The organism is Treponema rectale (assembly GCF_014202035.1).
In the GTDB taxonomy this organism is placed as follows: Bacteria; Spirochaetota; Spirochaetia; order Treponematales; family Treponemataceae; genus Treponema_D; species Treponema_D rectale.
Genome location: NZ_JACHFR010000002.1, coordinates 576,616 through 594,358, shown reverse-complemented (window position 1 = coordinate 594,358; position 17,743 = coordinate 576,616). Strand labels below are relative to the sequence as shown.

The 17,743-nt window shown below is 32.9% G+C and carries 12 protein-coding genes; all 12 read right to left on the bottom strand.

Annotated elements, in window-relative coordinates; all coding sequences use genetic code 11:
* Positions 1–3: 3 nt before the first annotated feature.
* The gene (locus HNP77_RS07215) at positions 4–258 is read right to left on the bottom strand and encodes a hypothetical protein (RefSeq protein ID WP_184652502.1); all 255 of its coding nucleotides are present in this window, start codon (positions 256–258) and stop codon (positions 4–6) included.
* A 3-nt stretch (positions 259–261) separates the two neighbouring features.
* Positions 262–3,468 (bottom strand): restriction endonuclease, encoded by a 3,207-nt coding sequence (locus HNP77_RS07210; protein ID WP_184652501.1) that lies wholly within the window; start codon positions 3,466–3,468, stop codon positions 262–264.
* Complete coding sequence (locus tag HNP77_RS07205; RefSeq protein WP_221266544.1) at positions 3,452–4,303, bottom strand: nucleotidyl transferase AbiEii/AbiGii toxin family protein; 852 nt, start codon at positions 4,301–4,303, stop codon at positions 3,452–3,454. Before HNP77_RS07205 ends, HNP77_RS07210 begins: the two co-directional genes overlap by 17 nt.
* Positions 4,300–4,887 carry a type IV toxin-antitoxin system AbiEi family antitoxin domain-containing protein gene (locus HNP77_RS07200; RefSeq protein WP_184652500.1) on the bottom strand — a complete coding sequence of 196 codons (588 nt, stop codon included), beginning with the start codon at positions 4,885–4,887 and terminating at the stop codon, positions 4,300–4,302. The genes HNP77_RS07205 and HNP77_RS07200 overlap by 4 nt, the downstream gene beginning before the upstream one ends.
* A gap of 68 nt (positions 4,888–4,955) precedes the next feature.
* Entirely contained in the window at positions 4,956–6,992 is a 2,037-nt protein-coding gene (locus HNP77_RS07195; protein WP_184652499.1) for a site-specific DNA-methyltransferase, read from the bottom strand.
* Positions 6,993–6,996: 4 nt separating this feature from the next.
* Positions 6,997–7,857: a TIR domain-containing protein gene (locus HNP77_RS07190; protein ID WP_184652498.1), complete on the bottom strand. Its 861-nt coding sequence runs from the start codon at positions 7,855–7,857 to the stop codon at positions 6,997–6,999.
* Between the two features lie 20 nt (positions 7,858–7,877).
* Positions 7,878–9,941 (bottom strand): ATP-binding protein, encoded by a 2,064-nt coding sequence (locus HNP77_RS07185; RefSeq protein WP_184652497.1) that lies wholly within the window; start codon positions 9,939–9,941, stop codon positions 7,878–7,880.
* Between the two features lie 3 nt (positions 9,942–9,944).
* On the bottom strand, positions 9,945–11,300 hold the full coding sequence (locus HNP77_RS07180; protein WP_184652496.1) for an SIR2 family protein: 1,356 nt from the start codon (positions 11,298–11,300) through the stop codon (positions 9,945–9,947).
* A gap of 27 nt (positions 11,301–11,327) precedes the next feature.
* Positions 11,328–12,008 (bottom strand): hypothetical protein, encoded by a 681-nt coding sequence (locus HNP77_RS07175; RefSeq protein ID WP_184652495.1) that lies wholly within the window; start codon positions 12,006–12,008, stop codon positions 11,328–11,330.
* Positions 12,009–13,859 carry an ATP-binding protein gene (locus HNP77_RS07170; RefSeq protein ID WP_184652494.1) on the bottom strand — a complete coding sequence of 617 codons (1,851 nt, stop codon included), beginning with the start codon at positions 13,857–13,859 and terminating at the stop codon, positions 12,009–12,011. It abuts the gene before it with no gap.
* A 13-nt stretch (positions 13,860–13,872) separates the two neighbouring features.
* A complete protein-coding gene (locus HNP77_RS07165) occupies positions 13,873–14,481 on the bottom strand; it encodes a DUF4391 domain-containing protein (protein WP_184652493.1) in 609 nt (202 codons plus the stop codon).
* 1 nt (position 14,482) lies between these two features.
* Positions 14,483–17,728 (bottom strand): helicase-related protein, encoded by a 3,246-nt coding sequence (locus HNP77_RS07160; RefSeq protein ID WP_184652492.1) that lies wholly within the window; start codon positions 17,726–17,728, stop codon positions 14,483–14,485.
* Positions 17,729–17,743: the final 15 nt, after the last annotated feature.

The following is a 17,743-nucleotide window of genomic DNA, read 5'->3' as shown; positions in this document are numbered from 1 at the left end:
ATATTACCTCGGTAATTTATATTTAATTTTTAATGTATGACTCTGCCAGGAAGCTGTATGATAAAGTACTTCATCAACCCCTTCTTTAATATTGCTTTTCATAACTTTACAGCACATTGGAATGCAATCCCGGTATTCAGGTTTTACTTCCATTTGTTCAAAGAATTCTTTAGAAACAAGAACGAGCTCATTTTTACCTTCTGCAGTAGCTTTATCAAAGATTTTCTTTAATTCTAATTCAACTTGTTCAAATGTCATAATTTACCCCTTCAACCCAATAATATTCTTCAACTGCTCAAAGCTGTCAACATGGTCATATTTTACGCCACTTGTAGAAACAACATTAAACAGCTTTTTAGCACATTCAATCTTGTTAGATTCAATCTTATTAAGCTGCATATCTTCCATAGTTCCCTTAGTTTCAGCAATAAAGAAAACATGTTTTACTTTATCCTTATCAAAAGCAATAGCCCAGTCAGGTGCGTAATTTCCAACAGGAGTTGGAATCTGAAAAGAGCGAGGAAGACGGGCGTAAACAACAACTTCCGCAGCCCCATCCAAATCCTCTACAAACTTCCATTCAACCGTACTGTCTGTAAATACCAAGTCCTGAATACACTTTGAGGCCTTAAATGGCGTCTTGTCTGGCAAATGCGGCGCAGTAAAAATACTTGAATCATAAGTATCTTCAAGCTCATGGTATTCAATATGCTCAACAATCTTTGTAGATTTCTGAGCATTGATGATATTAATTACATCACGAATAAACTTCTCAGGATTAAATCCAAACTGTTCCATTTCTTTTATAGTCAGTTGACTCAAAATTGTTGCAACAGTTTTGCGGGTCAGTTTACAGCCTTTTGCAATATCACCGACCAAATCATACTTTACGGAACTTGCAACAGCACGGCTCAAAGATTTAGTTTCAGAATCAGCATTTCCAAAAGCAGTTCCAGAGCGAATCTGACTTTCATCAATCTTATCTTTCTGCTTACCAATCTCCAGAGTGTAGCGCATAGGTACAACTTTTAAATCGCTCTTAATAGCCTGAACTGCATTTGTAATCAATTCTTCGCTATTAAAGTGGCAGCTGTAAGTGTACTTATGATTAATCTTCTTCCAGAGCTCCTGGAATATATCCTTATCAAAGTTCTTATTAAGTGGATTTCCATTTTCCCACTGAGGCTTCTGACCGTTATCAATCATTCCAACAAGAACAGAAGGATTATAAACAGCCTGAATAAGCTTCTGAACCTGTTCAAACATTTCAACACGTGCTTCGGCATTATCTTTTAGTTCGTCTGGTAATGTGTTCTCAAGATTTCCTGTAAAGCCTTGCAGGTTTCCAAGTTCAACAGCATTCTTGTAAATCTCTGTTGGTCTGTCTTCATCATCAATGTAATCATTTTTCAAAAGATACTGATAAATGATTTTTGCCTGTTTTGTATCAAGTTCAATTTCCTGACCGCAAACAGTAATTGTTTTACCTTCAAAATAATCCATGCTTGCAATCTTAGGTCTAGAATCACTAAGCTCAGCTGTAATATCTTTCTGAAGTCCATCAACAAAATCGCGGTAGCTTTCACTTGCAATTACAGTAAGTGTATTTACATCATGAATAGCATCTGCCAGAACTTCTTTATCCTGGCGGGCACCATCTTCGTTTACACAAAGACGCATACCACGGCCAACTTCCTGGCGGCGGCTAATATTGTTATCAGAATGTTTAAGAGTACAAATCTGGAATACATTAGGATTATCCCAACCTTCGCGCAAGGCAGAGTGAGAGAAAATAAAACGTATAGGCATATCAAAATCCAAAAGCAAATCTTTTCGCTTTAAGATTAAATCGTATGTCGAAATATCTTCATCACTGTCACCAGTTGAATTTGTAAACTTTCCTTTTTTATCACGACTAAAATATCCTTCATGGCAAGGGCCAATATTATTACAACTTGGAAGCAAAACTTTCTGATAATAACTATTAGGATTAATATCCACAAAGTCATTCAAAACAGTTTTGTATTCCTGTTCAAACATCTCGCCATATTCACCAAGGACTTCATTTCCATCTTCATCATAAGCGCGGTATTTTGCAACTTCATCAATAAAGAACAAAGACAAAACTTTTATTCTAAGTCCTGCATCATAAAACTCTTTTTCTTTCTTAAAATGGCTTCGGATAGTTTCACGGATCTGAACACGACGTATATCTTTTTCTGCAACGTTTCCAGTCATTTCACCAACTTTAAGAACTGTAGAATCAGAGTTATCACTAACAGCTTTATTAAAGCGAATCAGGTTTTCCTGTGGTAAAATTTCAGCAATGTAAAGTCCTTTATATTCAGGAAGTCCTTTACTTGCTTCATCCAGCTTGTCACCCTGATTAAGTTTTACATATTGTCGTTTAATTCCATTTCCTTGTTTAACTTCAATCTCAAGCTTCACCATAGGAGCAGCATTTTTTGAAAGAATAATAGAATCAGCGTAGATATAAGTATTTGTTCCTGCAATATTTTCAAGCTTAAAGCCTTTTACTTCAATCTTTTTTACAAGCTTCTGATTATATGCATCCAAAGCATCAAGACGGTAAACAAGATTGTGCTGTATCTTATGAGTAGCAGAATAGTTAATTACAAACAAAGGCTTAAACTGAGTTAAAGCTTTCTGTGTAGCAGATTTTTCATCTCCCATTCGCTGAGGTTCATCAAGAATCAAAATTGGTCTATTAGCTGCAATTACATCAATTGGACGGCGACTTGCAAACTCATCACGCTTTGTGTAAATAATGCGGGCAGCCTCGTTTCCTTTACGGCCTTCAACATTCTTATCTTTATTCAAAGAAGTATTAAAAGCCTGTGTGTTGATAATCATTACATTTATATCAGCACTGGCAGAAAACTGATCAATCATATTCAAGCGTTTTGAATTGTAAATGAAGAATCTGATTTTCTTTCCATACTGCTGCATAAAATGGTCTTGAGTATATTCAAGGCTTTTGTATATTCCTTCACGAATAGCAACAGAAGGAACAACAATCATAAACTTACTCCAGCCATAAGCCTTGTTCAGTTCATACATTGTTTTTGTATAAACATAAGTCTTACCGGTTCCGGTTTCCATTTCAATATCAAAACTTGGGACTCCTGCAGTACGCTCAATCTTTGCAGAATGAATAATAAAATTGATGTCCTGCATCTTATGGATATTTTCCAAAAGCTCTTTATCACCAAGAATCAAATCAGCATTACGATAACCGTTATCTGCTTGTTCAAGTTCTTCGTCTGTTGCAGAAGGTTCATTTTCAAATAATTCACCTTGTTCCATTTCAGTTTTCTGAACCTGTGGCATAATTCCTTTATCACGTAAATATTGAACTTTATCTGCAAACTGTTGTCCTTCAAAACATTTTACAAGAGCAGCTACAGCTTCTGTCTGATATTTTTGTATCTTAAATGTAAATTTCATGAATTACCTCTTTTACAGCATTTACAGTTTCTTGATATGTTATGTCTTTTGCATACGGAAATTTCTTCTGGTACTTTGCCCATTGCGATTGCAATTCCGAACTGTTTTCTATAACAGCAAGGCGGCTGTTTGTTTCTGCTTCCATGATTGCTTTTGTTCCGCGATGTTCCGCCGTTGCAAAAATGGCTTTGCGCAAAGTTTCTGCATTGTATCCTTGAGTTTTTGTCAAAATATATACATCGTAAAAATCACGAGGTCGAGTATTCAAAATGCCGCGTGTGATTATTGTTTCAATTTTTTCGGCAAGCACTGTTTCTAGCGGATAAGAACGTAAGGGAATGACGTTCTCGCTATTAAAAAGCCTTTTATAGCCGTAGTTAATCGGTTCCGGTGTTATTGCATCTCCCGTCGAAATATCTATCGAAAGCGGAGTTTCTATACTCTCGTATTTTGCATCAAGCCTAAGGCAGAAACCGCCGTAAACATCATCTTTTCTAATAGGTTCAACAGAAACGAAATTGAAAACCACACCATCATCGGCAGGAACGGTGATAATGGCATTCATGGCTTCCTTTATCTTTTCTTCGGTAAGGGAAAGATGAACAAGAGTTGTGTCCATATCCATGGTAGAGCGCACATCAAGTCCTACAAGCGAGCTGACAAGGATTCCGCCCTTGATTACAAAATTATCCACATACTTTGAGCGTGAGATTCTATCCAAAAGGCACTCAAACATATAATTCTGCAAAACGACCTGTGCAAGAATTCCATGCTCTTTTGCGTAATTGTTTATTTTTGCACGAAGGCTCATTGCATTTGCCGTTGTTTGTTTCATACAAGCACCTCCATATATTTTCTGACTTGATCAGAAACCTTGAACTTCTGCGCATATTCATAAAGGCGAAAAAAATCTTTGTCTTTTGACAGCACATAGTTTTTTACAGCGGAAACAACAGTCTCTTCGTCCATGCGGGAACGGCTCCGCAAAATGTCACAGACTGTTCTTTCTGCATTATAGCAGCGGACAGAATTTCCGAATGTCGTCTTTCGTTCTTCAAGTCCAAGTTCATATAAATCAGGCTGAATGTAAAAACAAGTACATTCACTTTTTATATCAGCAGAAACAGCCGCATTGGAAGGGATAGTTACCGTTGCAGAAAAAGGTGTCCTGTCCGAGATGCCATTAAGAAAAAGCGCACTTTCATGGGAAAATACAATTTTCTGACTTCTGAGGTTCAAAACGTACATATCATCTATTACACTATCAGGCAAAGCGTAAATTCCATGACACACACGGATTAAAGAGCCAGAGTCCACATATTTTGACAGCATTGTATTAGACAGCCCGATATTACGAACTTGAGCCGTGGTTATGAGATTTCCGTTCTGTTTTGCAGTCGCAATAATTTTCTCGTCCATGTCACTACCTTCCGAAGTTTAGTTTTATATCGATATTATCTCACACTTCGATATAAAAATAAACCTGTTTACAGTATTTTGCGAACTGTGTCCGGGCTGTAAGTTGTAAATATCTGCTCAAAATTAGTGATAAGACTGTCACCATCTTTTGAGTTTGCTGGGGCTCGCATTACAAAGTAATATGGCTTTTCTTTGGCGATTTCTGTAATTGTTGCTTCGTCTACGGTGTCATCAAAGCAGGCCATAAGGTAGTTGCCTTCTACACAGAAAACTTCTTTGCCGTTAATCTTCTTTGTTTCGATTTTGCTGGAAAGCATAATGCCAAGGTCGAGCATTGTCTGGAAAAGAAGATCTTCCCCTGTTCTGTCTGATTTAATGTTATTTTTGAAGAGGTCATTTGGGTCAATGTGGTCTGGGGTGTAGTAAACGTCTTCCATGTTTGTTGAATCAATTTTGAGAACACGGAAACCTTTGTCAACGTTATTATTATTAATATCATTTCCAGCTAAACGCAACCTTTGTTTACCAACTTCGGTTATATAGTGAGGTTTTCCATACTTATCAAGGAAAGCATTTATTTTTATTAAGTCTTTTTTTGTTTCTTTATCAACTTTTGTTAATTGACTATCTATATCTTCTTGAAGCTGCACCATTATAAATGGTCGTTTTGAATTTTCTTCATTGCAGAATTGCATAACAGAGTGTCCTGTTGAACATGAACCACTAAAGAAATCCATAACAATATCATTATCATTTGTAAAAAGTTTAATAAGTCGTGTAAGTAATTTAATAGGTTTTTTACCATTTCTAAATGGAACATATCCCTCGTTATCTAATCCTGTTGTTTTTATATCATAATAAAAATCACATGGATTAAATGTTAAATAATCATCAGCAAAAAGAATTTTAATTCGAGGGCTTTCTACATCTGATGAATAATCACCTTTTATAAAATACATTTTCTTTTCAGGTGTCACTATATTGAAAAAAGTCTGTTTCATCTGCTTCTTTTTTTCATCAGCTATTTCTTTAGCACCGCCTGACATAGAAACGGTACGTATAATTCGCCATGAATTTGAATAATTAAAGTTTAACTTATCATCGTCTGTAATAATATTATTCTCATTATAAATGGTAGTAATAGGTACAAATGAAATTTTCTTAAGTATTTCATCTACCTCTTGAATTTCTTTATCGGTTCTATCTTCGTTATCTCGTATAGATTTTACAAAATCCAATTCTTCCTGGGTAATATTTGTTAGATATGTTTTATATTCATTATCCCATTTTTCTTTTGGAACACGGACAGAATTTAATTTAATATCTCCTTTTTTATAAACAAGAATATACTCTTTTAACTTTGGAATTCTTGTTTTAGCATGAGACATCTTTACTCCTGTCGGTTCACTCATTTTTACAACAATAGTTGTTACAAAATTGGAAATATTAAATATTTCATCACATATTTTTTTTAAGTTTGCATATTCATTATCATCAATTTGAATACAGATTATTCCACCATCATCTTTCAATAAATCCCTTGCAATTTTAAGACGAGGATACATCATATTTAACCATTTTGTGTGGAAACGGCCTTCTGTTTCTAGATTTTTAACTAATTGATTTCCATTTACATCATAATCTCCATTTTTGTCAGTATATTCATCAACTGCTTCATCAAAATTATCGTTATATATAAAATCACTTCCCGTGTTGTATGGAGGATCAATGTAAATCATTTTGATTCTTCCAAGATATGTTTCCTGTAAAAGTTTGAGTGCTTCAAGGTTGTCACCTTCAATGTAGAGGTTCTCTGTTGTATCAAAATCAACAGATTCTTCACGACATGGGCGCAGTGTCTTATTTATAGGAGCATTCGCAGTGAGAATTGCCTGTTTTTTGTCAGGCCAAGTAAACTGATAGCGTTCTTCACGTTCTTCAACAAGTACACTGGAAAGTTCCTGTTTGAGCATGTCAAAATCTATCTTGTGTACGATTTCGCCATTATCGTTTTTTGCTTCTGTAACACAGTTTGGAAAAAGATTTGCGATTTTGCTTATGTTTTCGTCAATTTTATTAAGTGAGTGCATGTGTAAGTGTTCCATAGTTTTATTCTCCATCTTCAAATAAATCTTTTATTTCTTGTGCAATTTCCGCAGGTGTTTGAAGTGCGGTTGTTGCTGCTTTTCTGTCTGCTATTATGGGACTAAAATCAATAACTTGTTTTTTGGTTAAATTATGCCAGATTGGTAATATAACTTTATTATTATATGTTTCCCTCTGAAATAAACCATCTAATTCTGCTTTAGTCCAATATTTATTCTCTGCTATATAATTAGGTGATAAAACAACAATACCAAAACGAGATTTTTTCAATCCATCATCTATTTTTTGTCGCATTTTATCGCCAATTTTAAGACGATTCTTGTCATACCAGACTCTTAAACCAATCTTCTCGAGTTCAGAAACAAATTCATCAACAAAATCTTCTTTATCTTCCCATGCATGAGATACAAAAACATCATATTCTTCTTTATCAGAATCTTCAGAAGTCTCAACAATCGAATGAGTATTATTAATTGCCAATTGATTAGTTAAGGCTGCAATTTGTCTCTCATAAGATTGTTGTATTCTTCTGTTTGCATCTTGCTGCTTTTTATTTTCCTGCTCTTGAGCTTTTTGAAGTTTCTGAAATTCCTCTGTTCTCTTTTTTCTTTTATCTGCAATTTTTTTCCCTAAATCAGCAGAATCCTTTCTCTTTTTTGAAATATCATTTTGATAACTGGAAATTTGTCTTTGTTTGCTTTGAAGAGATGAAAGAGATGTATTTTTTGTAATTGTTTTTTCCACAGACAATATTCTACTTTCTAAATTTGCAGAATCAGAATCAAGTTTTGCTTTTCTTGCTTCTAAATCTGCAATTTCTTTATCGAGACGATTTACATTATTTTGATACATAGAAACAGACATTCTATTCTTTCCTCTCTTTTCTATACATTCTGTTGATTATTGACATTTCCTTTATCTTGCCAATCATTTGCTATTGTTTGCCAATCAACTGTTTCTGTATTTTCAGTCCAGTATTTCCAGTATTCTGGATCATTTGATTTTGGTCTAAATTCTTTTTTCAAAAGTTTCATTTGTACCAATATAGGTAATTCTGTTGCCCAGCCCAAAAGAATTGCGTTTCTAGAAGGAAGCGATGGTAAATCTCTTAACAATCCTCGTAAGTTATCAGGTACCAATCTATGTACTAATTCTTGGTCTCTGTCATTAGATATTCTGTGTAATAAGAATGTATTACACTGTGAAAGCACAGTTGGAGAAAGTTCACTTGGTCTTTGTGAAGATAAAACTAAACCTAAACCAAATTTTCTTCCTTCACGTGCAATTTTTTCAAAAATCTTAGCACAAGTTGAAGAAGCAGAATAAGTTTCAGTATCATCATTATATCTTTTTATAAACGTATGAGCTTCTTCCATAACTATTGTAGTTGGGAGTGTTTTTCCATTATTAATTTTTCTGTAACGCTGTAAAGATTCTAGCGTCATTCTTGCAATTACAGATGCAATAATATGAGTCATTTCACTTGGGAGTAAAGATAAATCTATAATTGTAATTGCTGAAGAGTCTTCTGTTTTAGGACAAATATAGTCTTCAAGCCATTGTTCTAATGAATAATCTGCTTCATAACTAATTACAGGTTTTAGGTGTTTGTCTGAAAGCAATGTTTGAACTCGCATACGCATGGTTTCTACATATTCGCTTGTTCCCATTAACTCTGCATTAGCAGTAATACTTGACAAAAACATTTCGCCAGTAAATGGCAGAGGAATATTTTCATCTGTTGGTAAGAAATCTTTGGAAGTCCCACCAAATGCAAAATATGCTTTGTTAATTGCATCTTTGACACTTGTAACTTCTGTTCTAGAAAAATCCATAGTTGGATACTGAACAGAACGTGCAGTTATAAGTTGTCCAATTTCATTTTTTATTTCATTAAGTGCATCCTTTTCTTCTTCTGTAAAATCATCATTTTCAACTAATGAATCATTCCATTTCTTAAGTTTTTCAAAAAAAGATTTTGGCTTTGGAAATTCAGCCCAAGGTGTACCTTTTTTAATTTCAATTTCGATTATTTCATATATTGTTCTTAAAAAGTTTTTTGTTCTAACAGATTCTCCTATTTCTGGCGAAAAAAGCCCATCTCGAACACTTCTTAAAGCTTGTACAAGAGTTGGTTTCTGAGCCTTTCCTCCAGCTTGTGTAAAAGCAATCCATTCATCTGTATTCCATAACCATAAAGGTACTTTTAATTGTTTTATTTCTTTTTCATCATCAGGTTCAACTGCAAAACGATTCACATTATTAAAATCTGAAAAACATTCTGAATATTCACCATTCGGATCAAGAATTATAAAACGTGAATTAGCCTTTTTCTCAGTAGCTTCAATTGACCATCTGATTAAACCGGCTACAGAACAAGATTTTCCGCTTCCTGTATTTCCTAAAACTGCGACATGTCTTCCAAATAATTTATCTGGATCAACAGAAACTACAGCATTACCACACAATGGACTTGTTCCTATTTGTACACGTCGATTTTCGCCATTTTCAATAATAGCTTTTAATTGTTCTTCTGTTGGAAGATATGCCGGGTCTCCTACAGTAGGGAAAAGATCGATTCCCCTTGAAAACTCATATTCAATTTTACCATCAGTTGATTGTTTTGAATAACGCAAAACTCCAAGTGGATTAATACTTATAATTCTTAATGGGAAAGGTAAATCTATTATTCCAAAATCCTGGATTCCACGTCTTTTCGGATATTGTGAACGCTCAATTGTAATCCAGTTAATTTGTCCAACTAAATAACCATTTTCACAAGAAAACAATACATATCCATTTATTCTAGGAAATGAACGAGGAACACCTGTATTTAAAGTAACATCATTCGGAACTTCTATATCCAGAAGAACTTTAATTTCATCAGGAGAAATAAAATCTATTGTACCAACTCGTAAGCTTTCAGAGTTCTCAATTGGAGACATCATTTTTTATTTTTTCTCCTCTGGTGTATCATCTTTTGTTGTAATACGCGCTTTTATTAATTCAGCCATCTTAATAGAAGTCTTATCAATAGCAGACTTAGGAAGGTATAAACTTGTTAATGCTTTTATATTCGCTATATCTTCACCAATAAATAATGTAATCTGGTCTTTACGTCCACAAGACTCATAGAATTGTATAGCACGACCTTCTTTGTCATTAAATGCAATTATTACTAAATGCGTTGAAGGAATTGTTAACATATCAGCAATAATTCTATTGATATGATCATCTCCAAAACTATAACCATAAACAACAAGTGTTGAATTAGGTCTACAAAGTGCTGCTGCAAAATCCCTAAACAATTCAACATAAGGATATTCAGCAGTTTCTCTGTCCTTTGACGAGTTTGGATAAATTAAAACCTTTTGATAGTTTTCTGGAACATTTGCAGCTTCTAGAAATGGCTTTAATGAATTTGCTCCAAATGGCATTCCGATTTTTCTTATATAATGAGAATCAGTTTCAACCCAGTCTATTGAACCATGCAGTTTTGTGTATTTTGCAACGCCTTCAAGATATCTTGGTTCACCTCTAATTCCTGGCGGATTATAATGCATATCAATATCAAGACGAGAAGACCTAAAAATTGGATTTAAGCTACCAACAAATCTATCAATCAAATGAAGACCTGCAATATCAGCTCCTTCTTCAATAAGCCTATCATAGTTGGTTGTAAAAATGTGAAGTCTGTCTCTTGTGCCAGTTCTGCTTGCAAAACTCATAAGGAATGAAACTAGTAGTTGAAAAGCTTTTTCTCTTTTGTCTATTTCAGCTGTTGCAATGGTGTTTTCAATAGTTGAAATATTTTCAGTAAAATCTTGTAAATTTTTATTTACTACTTCTTCTAATTTTTTTGTATCGTCCTCTTCCAATCCACTGATTTTTAACCCACGTAATAATTCATTAGCTATCCTAATTTCATCTTCTATATTTGAAATTCCACGACCTGTTTTTTTTGCACTTTCTGTAGCAAATGTTTTAATCTTATCTTTGTATTTTGTTTCAGAAAGATCTAATTCATTCATTCCATTATTAGATTTTCCGGTTGCTTCAAATTGAATTGCTGTACTTAAACCACTTCCTAATAATAAAGAAAGATGTTCAGATTGAAAAAGAGAAGAAAGCCATGGCTCAACACGAGAATGTAAATCTAATTCAGAAAAAATTCCTTCATTATTAATATATGATGTATCTTCTTTTAAAAGCTTAAAGCAACCTTCTTTTTCTGAGTCTCTTTCAAATTCTATAGGATCTTTATCTTCTCTTACTTTTATAATATTTATTATTTTTTTTTCTCCCATAACGTTTTTTAAACCTCTTTTTTTCTTCTATCTTTCAAACTTGTTTGTATCTATATAAATATGATGAATATAATTAGAAAGCTTATTCTTTCTTTCTATTTTTAAGCTTTTATAAACTTCATCAATAGCTTTTTCCCAATCTTCTATTGTTTCTTTTTTTTCTAGAATAGTTTTATCATTTAAGAAATAGATAAATAATAAATTGGCATCAATATTATTTAGTTCTCTTAAAAAATATAAATGAGCTAATCTATTTGCATACTGATAATAATTATTTTTACACCAACTTACATTAGATTTTACTTCTAAGAAATTTTTAGTTTTTTGAAGAGAATTTTCAATTAAAGATAAGGATTTATCTTTTGAATCTGTAGATTCTATCTGTTGCTCACTAATATGAGCCTTAGCTTCTATAATAAAAACCTTATTTTTATACTTAGCTAATCCATCCCAATTCGGACCTTTATTTGGCCAAAATTGTTTTAATGGTATTTTTATTTTATCTGAAATACCTAATTTATCAATAAAATCTTGATCAACATATTCCGCATATTCATCATCTTTGAGAGGCGAACACCAATTCAATTTTATTGATTCATGTATAAGTGTTGATAATTGAGAATCAAGTAATTCTGGATACTCATTTGCTAACAACTGAATATCATTTTGACTTCCAGCTACATTGTGTTCTTTTGGTTTTCTTGCCATTTATTTTATTTCTCCACCAAGAACATCTTTTATTAAATCTTTTAAACAAATTACTTCTATTGCATCTACATTGTCATTTGTATTTACAGGAATTAATTGATATCCAGTATACTCTTTGCCATTAAATACATCATTATCGTCTTTTGATTTGTATTTCTGTTTCTTAGCTTCTTTAAATTCAACTTCAATTCCTACTAAATCTTTACAAATATCACCATTTTTTAAATCTGTTTCATAACATATAATTTTATTTATAAACTCAAATGGATGATTCATTGATTTAGTAAGAATTCCTTTTAATTCTATATATTTTGGTTCACCATATTTATTATTAACTACAAAATCAATTCCATCGCGGGTATTATAATCAAGTAAATCAAAATTAAAGAGGGTTGGATATTTTGTCATTAACTGGACAAGAAGTACCATACTTTCGGATTCTGAGAGAACATATTTTGATGTATTTGTAGGTTCATAAAATACAGTTCCATCTGGAAGCATTATTTTTTTACGCTTACCAAAAGCATCTTTTCTTTTCTTTAATTCATTTTTATCATCTACTACAGATCGTCTAAGTTTTTCCTTGTTTTCTTCTTCAATTCGTTCCTCAAGTAATTTTTGAACATCAGCTTTATTCATAATGTCATTAAAAGCTTCTTTTACAGCTTTAATAATCTCTATTTTTGTATTACGAATTGAGCCTCGATTTGCAGTTAATTCAAAATCATCACAATCAATAAAAGCCTGCATATATGAATATGTTCCTTTACCTCCTTCATACCATGCATCTACCTTCTCAACGGGAATACCTCCTTTACAAACCCATATACCATATCTCTCACCATCAGAATGTGTAAGTTTTTTCAATTCCTGTGACTGTTTTCCTTTTTTTGAAAGCAAAATATCATAAGTTCTCTTTGTCTCATATCCTTCCAGACTCATATAAAAATAGAATTTTGTTATTCCTGGACATTCTTTTTTTTCATAATAGTGATTTGCATAAAAATCAAAATAATTTTTCTTTGGATCAATTGCATTGCAGTACTTCTGCATAGATTTTTTATCACTTCTGTCATTTGGGAAAATATGACCCATATCTATTTTTTCATATTTAACATTTTCAAAACTTTCAAAATTTGGTTTTGGATCCATAAATAAAGAATTGTTATTTATTAAATATGAATACTCATTTATTCCTAATCCTGAAAGATATAATGTAAAATTACGATTTTTATATTGTTCATCATATTGAGTTCGTATTGTTCCAAAAATTGTATACCAAAGAATATAATCTCTTAAATATCGGTGATCTAATTTATGAAAGGTTTCTTTATTTGGAAAATGTTTTGGATTAATAATCCTAACAAAAAAACCTTCTTTGATTTCTGTTGGTAAGTGAATTGTTGTAGCAGATGATTGTTTAATTTCTGTGTACTCTAACCCATTAGTTTCTTTTATTTGTTTAAGCGGTTTATTTAATTCTACATACCATTCATCATCATTTGTTTTAGAACAAATCTGTACAGTATCTGCATTAAAGAATATTTTTGAACCATGGCCTTTATATCCAAGTTTTCCTATTGGTTTCTTTTTATCATCAATTTTAGTTGATTTTGCTAATCCAAAGAAATTTTTTATATTATCTTTATGTAATGGAACACCATCATTCCATATATCTATAAATAATTTTTCCTCATCAAAATCGTTTTCCTGATATATATGACAGTAAACATTATGTGCATCAGCATCAAATGCATTTTGGAATGCTTCTCTAAATATTTCTAATGGTTCACCAAAATCATTTATAATCTGCAATAATTCATAACCTTCATTAATTTCTACTTTTGCCATCTTTTTGCTCCTTTTATAACTTTTTTAATTCTTCTTCCAATTTTTTTTTCTGGTTCACCAGTTCAAACTTCTTTTTAGGTTGAACTTCCTTACGTGCAAGTTTTTCAAGCCGCTCAATTTCTTTTTGCAGCTTTTCCTGCTTTTCCTTTATCTCTATATTTTCTTCAAGAGTAAGGTCGTTATTCCATTCGCCGCCTTCAATCTTTTTGATGATATTTTCCCAAACATCATCAAAGTTCAAACCAGAAATTTCAATTGAAGCTTTTGTTTCCGGCATCCATTCAGTAGTAAAGAGCTTTTCACAAAAGACTGCCAGCTGAATCTCTTCTTCAAACTGTAATGCAAAAATAAGATTCTGCGGAATCAGTTTTGCAATTCGTTCAATATTCTTTGGCTCATAGTCTTTTGTCTTAAGAGTAACGCTCAAAAGATAAAAGCTTTTTATTTTCTGTCCTTCCTGTATTGCAGGAATAGTTCTGCTACTTACTTCGTTTACAATATCAATGCGGCTTATGTCAGCATCAAACTTTGTCTGTTGCGCATTTGTAAGTTCAAACTTTCTGTATATCTGGACTTTAGGTAAAGCCTTCTGTAATTCAGTAACTTCCGGGAGATTAAGCATTCTATTCTCCCTTTACAACAAAGAAGCAGATTAATTCAAAATCATCCAAGCCTTTAATTTGTGTATGTTTAAAGTCTACTGTATTACCACTCAAGAAAGAATCGATATCACTAATTTCTTTATTTTCAATAATCGAATCAATTGCTTCACTGAGTAAGCGGGAACAGTCTTTCATATTGCGGCCGTTCTTTGTTTCTTTATTAAATGCATCACAAAGATTTTTTATAGGTTCTGATTTTTCTCTACAAAGCAACCTTACAGTATCCAAAAGCTTTTTTGCATCCAGATGATTTATTTCAATTCCGCCATCATTTCTAATGTAAATCATATAGAAAGGATGGAGTCTGTTCTGGTTTTTTATGTTTACAGAATTGGAACGATTTTTTAATACAAAAATTATTCCTTCCGGCAGTTCATCTGTTTTTTGCACAACAGCATGAAGCCCAAATGGAGTATGCTCAACTGAATGTCCGTCTTTAATATATTGCAGCAAGTCCAGTCTGAATTCATTTAAGCCCAGGTCCATTATTGAAATTCCAGAAGTCATATCTTCCATATCTACAACTTCATCTTTTAAACGCTGCAGCTGGGCTTTTCTGTATTCCATGTCTTTCTGCTGCTCTGGATCAATAATGTTATCATCTCCAGTTGCTGTCATATCAACAATCTTCATTCGTGTTTCTACACGAGCTTTAAGATTTATATATTCATCAAGAGAAATATCAGGCCAGAAGTTTACAAGCTGAATAACTGCGTTCTTACTACCAATACGATCAATTCGTCCAAAGCGCTGTATAATGCGAACAGGGTTCCAGTGAATATCATAGTTTATAAGATAATCACAGTCCTGCAAGTTCTGACCTTCAGAAATACAGTCTGTTGCAATAAGTACATCAATATCACCAGGATTCTTTTCAAATAAAATATCTCTGTCTTTTGAAATTGGAGAGAAGCAAGTAAGAACAGTGTTCAAATCTCTTGGCAGTTTTTCTATAGTAGTCTTTCCGTCAACATTTCCTGTAATAAGTGCAGTATTTATATTGTATTCATTCTTGAGTACTCCTGAAATATTCTGGTAAAGATATTCTGCTGTATCAGAGAATGCCGAAAAAACAATTACTTTTTTGTTTCCTTCATTAATAGGATGTTCAATTTTATATTTTATCTTTCTAATTAATTCCTGCAGCTTAAGATCATGTTCAGGAGTAATATCAAGAACAAGAGAATCCAGAAGGTCAAAGATTTCTTTGTCGTGTTCCAAAGACTGTTTCCACGACAGATAATCCATATCCGCAAGGTCGATTCTTACTTTTCTGCCAATGGAGAAAATGTCATTCATATCTTCTGAATCTAAATCATCAATAGAATCAGAAATATCTGTAACATCCATCTCGCCATTAACTTTGTTTGTCCTATATCGTTCAATTGTGCGGATTGTTTCTGTTATTTGTTCATTTATTCTCTCAAGAGTCAATCTAAAAGAATAAACGGAGCTTTCCATACGCTTCATCAAATTAATTGCGGTAAGCCGTTTGATACCCTGCTCGCGTCCTATTTGTGTAATGCCGATGACCTTTTCATCATCAAACATATCAGTATATTTAGAAAGCTTACTTGGCAAAATATACAAAGAAGGCGTATAGACAGAAAGATACAGCTTCATTAAATGGTCAAAGATTTCATTGTAAGTTACCGCATTTGGTAAATCAGTTAATGGAGTAGAAACAGATTCCGGTGGATTTCGTTTAGGGAAAGTTCCAATTGCAGAAGTATCATAATACTTTTGAATATGTTTTCTTGAACGTGCTATTGTTACGCTGTCCAGAATTTCAAAGAAGTCAAAATCAAGCATCTGTAAAAGATTTTCTGTTGTTCTTTCTTTTTCTGGATATTCACTCCATTTATTAAATGCCTTTTGAGCATTTCTAAAAACATCAGATAAAGGCTTGGTAATGTTTAATTTATCGTTGATGTTATTTTCATTTCCTTCATAAGCAAGAGCCAGCTGATTCTTAAGGTCATTAAAGCGGTTATTTACTGGAGTAGCAGAAAGCATAAGAACTTTTGTTCTAACACCTTTGCGAATAACATTACGCATAAGAACAGCATATCGGTTGAACTTTTCGTCTTCTTCATCATCAAGTTCAAGCTTACCGCCATTACGGAAATTATGAGATTCATCAATTACAACTAAATCGTAGTTATCCCAACGAATACGAGCCAGATCTATACCGTTAGAAGTACCATAAGTTCTGTTCAAGTCTGTATGATAAAGAACAGTATAATTCATACGGTCTTCTGCAATCGGATTGTTAATGTAGTTATCTTTGTAAGTATTCCAGTTATTAGTAAGCTTTTTAGGACAAAGCACCAGACAGTTTTTATTGCGGCACTCATAATATTTTATAACAGCAAGAGCCGTAAAAGTTTTACCAAGACCGACACTATCAGCAAGAATACAGCCATTAAACTTTTCAAGCTTATTGATAATTGCAAGAACAGCATCCTTCTGAAAATTATAAAGCTTGTTCCAGATTTTAGTATTCTTAAATCCAGTAGCCTCATTAGGTAAAACATCTTCGTTTATGTCTTCAAGGAACTCATTAAAAATGTTGTACAGAGTTACAAAGTAAAGAAACTCAGGTGCGTTTTCGTTATATGCAGCAGTAATATTTTCAATAACAACATCAGTTACTTCCTGCAGCTTTTCTTTATCATTCCAGAGCTGGTCAAAAAGTTGAAGATAAGCATTACTTAATGGAGCTTCAATTTTGTTTACAATGTTGTAAGCATTGTTTCCTTTTTCACATCCCAAATCAACAGTCGTAAAGCCCTGAATTGACATATAACTTGTATCATCAACATTAACAAAACCAGACATGTTTTGATTTGTCTGATTTGACTTGAATACAGCTTTATTTTTTATCCATTCAGCACATTCTTTAGCAATAGCTTTCTGAGAAAGTTCATTACGTAGTTTTACTTCAAACTCAGTTCCATAAAGGCTGCGCTCACGATTAAGTTTAGGGATATAAAACTCACGCTTTTCTTTTTTTGCTTTTTCTGTTGTAAATGTAGGTGAAGTAAAAATAAACTGCAGCTGGTCAATATTTTCTAGTTGCTCTTTTAATTCCTGATAAGCATAAATAGAAAAACAGCTTGCTGCGATGGAGATTTTACTACTAGGTTTTATGGTCTCCTTTAAATCTAATGCAAGAGTTTTATTTATGTTATCTATAAGTTCCACAGTTCCTGTCTCCTA

Coding starts and splice junctions, on each gene's coding strand:
- HNP77_RS07215 (WP_184652502.1), bottom strand. CDS start 258: ATGACATTTGAACAAGTTGAATTAGAATTAAAGAAAATCTTTGATAAA.
- HNP77_RS07210 (WP_184652501.1), bottom strand. CDS start 3,468: ATGAAATTTACATTTAAGATACAAAAATATCAGACAGAAGCTGTAGCT.
- HNP77_RS07205 (WP_221266544.1), bottom strand. CDS start 4,303: ATGAAACAAACAACGGCAAATGCAATGAGCCTTCGTGCAAAAATAAAC.
- HNP77_RS07200 (WP_184652500.1), bottom strand. CDS start 4,887: ATGGACGAGAAAATTATTGCGACTGCAAAACAGAACGGAAATCTCATA.
- HNP77_RS07195 (WP_184652499.1), bottom strand. CDS start 6,992: ATGGAACACTTACACATGCACTCACTTAATAAAATTGACGAAAACATA.
- HNP77_RS07190 (WP_184652498.1), bottom strand. CDS start 7,857: ATGTCTGTTTCTATGTATCAAAATAATGTAAATCGTCTCGATAAAGAA.
- HNP77_RS07185 (WP_184652497.1), bottom strand. CDS start 9,941: ATGATGTCTCCAATTGAGAACTCTGAAAGCTTACGAGTTGGTACAATA.
- HNP77_RS07180 (WP_184652496.1), bottom strand. CDS start 11,300: ATGGGAGAAAAAAAAATAATAAATATTATAAAAGTAAGAGAAGATAAA.
- HNP77_RS07175 (WP_184652495.1), bottom strand. CDS start 12,008: ATGGCAAGAAAACCAAAAGAACACAATGTAGCTGGAAGTCAAAATGAT.
- HNP77_RS07170 (WP_184652494.1), bottom strand. CDS start 13,859: ATGGCAAAAGTAGAAATTAATGAAGGTTATGAATTATTGCAGATTATA.
- HNP77_RS07165 (WP_184652493.1), bottom strand. CDS start 14,481: ATGCTTAATCTCCCGGAAGTTACTGAATTACAGAAGGCTTTACCTAAA.